The following is a 6256-nucleotide window of genomic DNA, read 5'->3' as shown; positions in this document are numbered from 1 at the left end:
GCCCCCGGCCCACGGCGGGCGCGAGCACCGCCGCGTCCAGGTGCTCGGCACGCCCGTGACCGGCCAGGGCCACGTCCCGCGCGACCAGGTACACCAGGGCGGCCGTCGTCGTGTCCGGACGGTCGTCGGCCAACCGCAGCGCCACCGCCGCGCAGTAGGCCTCGAACACCTCCGTCGGGCAGTCCCGCAGGGCCTCGGCCAGCAGCGCGCACCGCCGCCACCCCAGAAGCACCCGTACCACCAGCCTCCAGGCGTTCTCCTCCACCGCCGGATGCGTCTCCCGGACGGCCCCGTACACGGCGGCGAGCCGGTCGGGTATCCGCTCCTCGTCGGCGGCACGCAGCGCCACCAGGACCGGACGGACCTTCGCCCACTCCACCAGCACACGCCGACCGGGTTCCGGAAGCCGGTCGCGCACCCAGTGCCGCGACACCTCGTCCACCAGCTCCCGCCACGCCCGTTCCTGTCCCGGCCTGGGAGGAGAGGTCATCGCCTCGGCCACCCAGCCGCCCACCCCCGGCGCGACCAGGACCCCGGCCCGCAGGACACGCAGGGCCAGCAGGGCGGCCCGGGGCCCGTGGCCGGGCCCCCACACCCCGGTGAGCAGGTCCTCGTCCAGGTCGTACGCGGCGATCCCCGGCGCACCGACCGTCCGTCCCTCCCGGCGCACGGACACCAGGTACGACAGCAGTCCCGGGGGATCACTGCGGCTGTCGGTGCCCAGGAGCCGCAGCTCACGCAGCAGGGCGCTGGTCCCGTCGCGGTCCTCGGCGAACAGGGCGCCCACCGGGCCGACCATCAGGGCGGACAACCGGTCGCGGGGCAGCTCCGCCAGCCGCATCGCCGCTCCCCGCCGCATCCCGGGGCAGGACGCCACCAGGGCGCGTGCCTCCGGGGCGGGAAGGTGGGAGGCGGCCAGCAACGGCGCGAGCACCCTGCCGCCGTACCGCTCCAGGCTCTCCTGGGAGGGAACCAGACCACTCGCGCGCGCCCAGCGCAGCAGTTCCACCGCCCGATCGGGGGTGATCTCACCGCGCTCGCCGTCCAGGAGGGCGGCGACCCGGTCCCGTGCCGCCTCGCGCACCGACTCCGTCCGTGTCGGTGCCGCCGCAGGAGCACTCCCACCAGCGGCGATGTCATCCAGGCAGCGGCGCACCACCACGCGTTCGAGCCGCTCGGTGATCCCCGCAGCGCCGCCCAACCGGTGCGCCACCCGCTGCAACCCGGCCAGGTCCGTCTGGTCCAGCCCTCCGCCCGGTCCCGTTCCGACCGCCCCCGCACCGGACGCCCCCGCACCGGGCGGCTCCATCGCCGCGTCGGCGTCCAGGACCCGGTGGACCAGCGCGGCGGCGTCCTCGGGGACGAGCCAGTCCACCGCCTCCGACAACCACTCGCACACCCGCCGCAGGTCCTCACCGGTGTGCGCGGTGGTGCCCAGCAGCGACGCCGCGATCAGCACCGGAAGCCAGTCCGCCAGGGGACCCTCCCGGCCCGAGGCGTACGGCCGGGCCCCGCGCCACAGCGCCGCCGCCCGGCGCGTTCCCAACCGGGCCAGCCGGTCGGCGACCAGCCACGCCCGCGCGTCGGGCTCGGGCAGCTCGTCCGTGGAGTCCGTCTCCGGGTCGTACACCGTGAACCTGCCCCGCCACAGCATGGTGTCGGAGCCGGGAGGCACGCCGACGACGTGCACGAGCGCCTCGTCCGGGTTGCCGCAGTAGGTCGCGAACGACAGCGATCGCGCCCGTCCCGGTGACAGCAGGTGGGACAGGGCCGCCACCCAGTGCGCCACCGACGCGCTGTCGGCCACCAGCACCAGCGGGCGGGCGTCGTCCACGGCGTCGTCGGCGGCGAGCAGCAGCCGCGCCACCACCTCCGTCGGCCAGCGCCGCACCCACGCGTCGGTGCGCGCCCGGTCCAGCGGTCCCGGGCCCATCTCCGACGCGGACAGCTCCGCCAGTTCCGACAGACCGGGGTCGCCGACCGGGGCCTCCGCCCAGAAGTCGGCCTCCCACAGCTCCGCGGGCAGCGGGTCCGCCTCCCCGGAACCGACGGAGACCAGGCTGTGCGCGAAGTAGTTGCCCGGACGGCCCGAGGGGTCGTCCCCGCTGGAGACCACCCTGCTCAGCACCGGCACGCCTCCCACGTCGGGCGAGTAACACAGGTTGACCGGGTGCTCGTCGACGCTCCCGAAGGGAAGCGACCGCGGTGGTTCGTACACGGTGAACCGCTCGATCTCCCGCAGCACCCGCGGGTCCACGCCGGGGGTCGCCGCGTTGAACTGGTAACCGGCGTAGCCGGACAGGCCGTGCTCGCACGAGGTGTAGTACAGCTGCGCGAAGCCCATCGGTGCGCCTTTCCGGTCGGTCGGGGGGCAGGTGGTCGGATGGTCGAATCGGTGTGGCGGGCCCTCCGGACCCACCGGAGTCCCTCGGACCACGGACGGCCCGGGGTCAGGTCCCGGCCGCGTCGCGCGCGGGGATGACGCCGAACTCGCTGAGCATCCACAGGAACGGGTCGGCGACCCGGTAGGGGCGCACCCCTCCCCGCACCCGGTTGCCCTCGTCGGGGACGCCGCCCAGCGCCGACACCCCGAAGTAGCGGGCGTTGCGGTAGTGGTTGCCCACGTGGCCGTCCACCCCGCCGCCGTCCCACCGGTGCAGCAGCTGCTGGATCTGGGCGTGCACGTCCTGGCTGTCGGACTCGTCGAAGAACGGCGCGGTCGGCTGCGGCCGGTGCAGCGGAGACCCCTCGTCCAGTTCGCCGTGCAGGGCGTCGATCTTGGTCAGGCACACCGCCATGGGCACCTGGATCAGCCTGTTGGCCGCCCCCGGACGGCTCATCAGCAGGTCGGTGACGCGCCCCAGCATGTCCAGCGGCCGGTTCTCCACCCGGCCCGGCGCGCGCGTCCGCGCCGGAACCAGCTGCCGCGTGCCCTCCATCTGGAGCGGGTCCAGCAGCAGGATGATCCCGTCGGCGTTGTTGAGGTAGCGCAGGTTCGCCTCCACGCTCTCCCCGGAGGTCAGGTCCTCCCCGGCGGTGTCGAAGAACGACAGCAGCGTGTGCTGTGGACGCCTGCCCGCCAGACCCCTGCGCTGGGTGGTGAACCGGAACACCAGCGGTTCGCGGGTGACACCGGTGCGCCGGGTGGCGCCCAGCAGCCGGGCCTCCTCGTACAGCGGTGTCTCGTAGTCGGCGTGGAACCGGTGCCGGGTGTGGTCGTCCGAACCGCCCACCGACGCGTTGAAGCGGGCGCCCACCCGGTTCATCAACTCGTGGATGAGCACGGTCATGAACACGGTCTTGCCCGCGTCGCGCGCACCGACCAGCGCGATCATCCGGCTGCGGATCCGGCCGAAGTTCACGGGCAGCTNGGCAGGTGGCGCACACCTGCCTGCCGGTGGCCGACGCGCAGGCGGGGCACACCGCGCGGGCGCGCCGCCCGTCGGCCTCGAACACGGGCGGCAGCCGCTCACGCCGCCCCAGGTGTGCGCGGATCGCCGCGTCCTCCACCGGCGCGCACACCCGGCCGTCCGGGCCGGGGCGCCCGGTGCAGCGGAAGCGGATCCGCCGCTCGGTGAACCGCGAGTAGCAGTAGGGGCACACCAGGAGACGACCGTCCACGGGGTTCAACGAGCGCACGGCGTCCAGGTTCCTCAGCACCTCAGCTCCTTCACCGGGGGTTGGCGCAGACGCACCCCGTGCCCGTGGTCGTCCGCGGGGAAGCACATCAGCCAGCCCTGCCCCGTGCCGCGGGGAGGCCGGACGCGGACCGAGACCCACTCGCCCGCGGCCAGGTACTGGGAGGGCAGGACCGCCAGCACGATCCCCTGGTCGGCGGAGTGCGGCTGGACCGGGCCGTCGGCGTAGACCACGGACACCTCGGGCATGGTGCAGTCCTCCTCCGCGACCAGGTGGACCAACCGGTCCCGGCGCAGGAGTCCGGCCGCCTCCACGCGGTAGTCGAGCACCGCGCGGCCGGGAACGACGACGCTCACCGGGGAACTCACCGACTCCCCGCCCTCGAAGGGGACGACGGAGCGGACGTCCACGTGCACCGACTCCGGGCCCATCAGCGTCTCGAAGCCGCCCTCCGAGGCGTACTGGCGGCGGGTGCAGCGCAGTTCGCCCCCGGTCCAGGACTCCGTACCGCGCTCCTCGGGCCGCCAGGAGATGATCGCGGCGGAGGCGTCCTCGGGCCAGGTCCATCCCAACCGGACCGAGGTGTCGAAGCGTTCGGCGCGCAGCCCCTCCACGGGCGGGGCCGCGGTCACCCGCACGGAGGCGCCCACCACCGCCTGGTCACCCGCCACGGTCACCGCCAGGACGTGGCTGGTGCCCGAGTCCAGGGTGAACGCGGTCCTCTCCCGTCTCTCACCCTCCGCCGGACCCCGGCCCTCGGACCCCTCCCGCTGCCGGGGGATCCCGGTGGCCCGCCCTTCCTCCGCCTGACGGGGAGCCGTCACGTCCCGTGCGGGTCCCACGGTTTCTCCGCCGTTCCCGGTCACCGGCCGCGACGGAGGGTTCCGGGTTCCGCGGTCCGGTGCGCTGGCCCCCTCGCCCCGCTCACCCGGTGGCGGGGACGCCGGGAGCACCACGCGGGGAAAGTCCTCGTGCGCCGGTTCCGTGGGAGCACCCGGGGGAGGGAACCCGTCAGCCGCGGCTCCTCGCTCTCCGGACACCCGCTCCTCGGGGACCGGGGGCGCGAACCCAGGATCCGTGGCCCCCGGAGGGTGCTCCCCGTGCCCGCCGCCGCTTCCGCCGTTCACGGGTGTCCCGTCGTCACGGGTGTCGGCCGGGCTCCTCTCGCCGGGAGCGAGGACGCGGATCCCCTCGTCGTCGGGGAGCGCGGGGCGGGGAACGTGCGGTGCGGCGCCGTCGCGGGCGCCGTTCCCGAACCCCTCCGCGGGCCCGAGGACGCGGACGCCCTCGTCCGCCCCGTCCGGCGCGGTGTCCGCGTGTGCCGTGGGCGGGGTGCCCCCACCCTGGTCGTGTGTGCCGCCGGGTGCGTCGGCCGGGCTCCTCTCGCCGGGAGCCAGAACGCGGATGCCCTCGTCGTCCCCGTGCGCCAGCGGCCCCTCGGGCACGGAGTCGGGGACGTCCCCGCTCCGCTCCTCCTCGGTACGTGCGCCGTCCGCGGGACGGGGACCGAGGATCCCCAGGCCCACGTTCTCGGCTTCCGGTTCCGCGGCGGCCGGGTGGGGAACGTGCGGTGCGGCACCGTTCCCGAACCCCTCCGTGGGTCCCAGGACCCGGACGCCCTCCCGCTCCCCGCCCGCCGCCGGAGCCGGGGCCCCGGTCCGGGGAAAGTCCGTGCGGCCGGTCGTCGCGGTCGGATACGCACCCGTGGCACGGGCCTCACCGCCATGACCACCGGCCCCGGTTCTCCGTGCGTCCTCCGCTCTCCGTGCGACCTCCGCCTTCCGCGCGGCCTCGGCCCTCCACGCGGCCTCCGAGTCCTGTGCGGCCTCCTCCTCCGCCTCGCTCAACGGGCGCTGGACCACCTCACGGCCGTAGGAGTTCAGGTCCTCGGGTCCGACCACCGTGCCCGGCGGCCACGCGGGCGGTTCCGGGTCCACCCGCAGCACGACCCGGCCCCGGGACGGCCGCGTCCACGAGGCCCGGAAGTCCGTGCCGCCGTCCGGAAGCACGGACAGATCCAGCACCGCGGCCGGAGACGGCCCCGGACTGGCCCGCCGTACGAGCCCGGCCGACCCCCGCGCGTGCCCGTTCGGGGTCACGTAGACCGCCCGGACCCGGTAGTGGTACTCCACGTCCGTCTGGACGTCGGTGTCGTGGAACCCCGCCCCGTCCGTCTCCACGCGCACGCCGTCGCCCGGGCCGCGCGGCGGGGCGCCCTCGCCGCGCAGCACCTCCACGCGCACCGCCTCCGCCGGCGCCTCCCAGGTTCCGGAGACCGAGTGCTCCCCGGCGCGTACACGCAGACAGGAGACCTCCGGCGCGATCGTCACCGGTGAGGTCGACACCTCCTCCGACGTCACCCGGCCGCCTCGCACCGCCACCACGGTGTAGCGCGCCTCCGCGCCCACGGGGGCTCCGGTGTCGGTGATCTCGGTCCCCGACAGCTCGCCGACCACCGCCTCGCGGGTGTTCCCGTCCCGTCCGGTCCTCCGTGTCACCCGGTAGGTGACCGTCCCGGCCTGACCGGGGCCGGGCCGCCAGGACACCACCACGCTGCGGCCGTCCACCCGGGCCTCCACATCGTGCGGCGGCAACGGTTCGACCTCGCCGAGCCGGG

Annotated in this window: 1 protein-coding gene and 2 pseudogenes; all 3 read right to left on the bottom strand. The window is 75.3% G+C overall.

The genetic code is table 11. From position 1 onward, the window contains the following. The coding region (locus D455_RS0106550) for a GTPase-associated protein 1-related protein (RefSeq protein WP_017569953.1) at window positions 1-2344 on the bottom strand (2344 nt) is incomplete at its 3' end. A 106-nt stretch (window positions 2345-2450) separates the two neighbouring features. Then, window positions 2451-3660, bottom strand: a pseudogene (locus D455_RS29460) (TRAFAC clade GTPase domain-containing protein). Next, window positions 3654-6256 (bottom strand): annotated as a pseudogene (locus D455_RS0106540) (hypothetical protein); the annotation flags it as partial. The pseudogenes D455_RS0106540 and D455_RS29460, both read right to left, overlap by 7 nt.

Origin of the sequence: Nocardiopsis halotolerans DSM 44410 (genome assembly GCF_000341065.1) — a bacterium.
GTDB lineage: Bacteria > Actinomycetota > Actinomycetes > Streptosporangiales > Streptosporangiaceae > Nocardiopsis > Nocardiopsis halotolerans.
The sequence above is the reverse complement of the archived record's forward strand: the minus strand, read 5'-3'. Positions and strand labels throughout refer to the sequence as shown.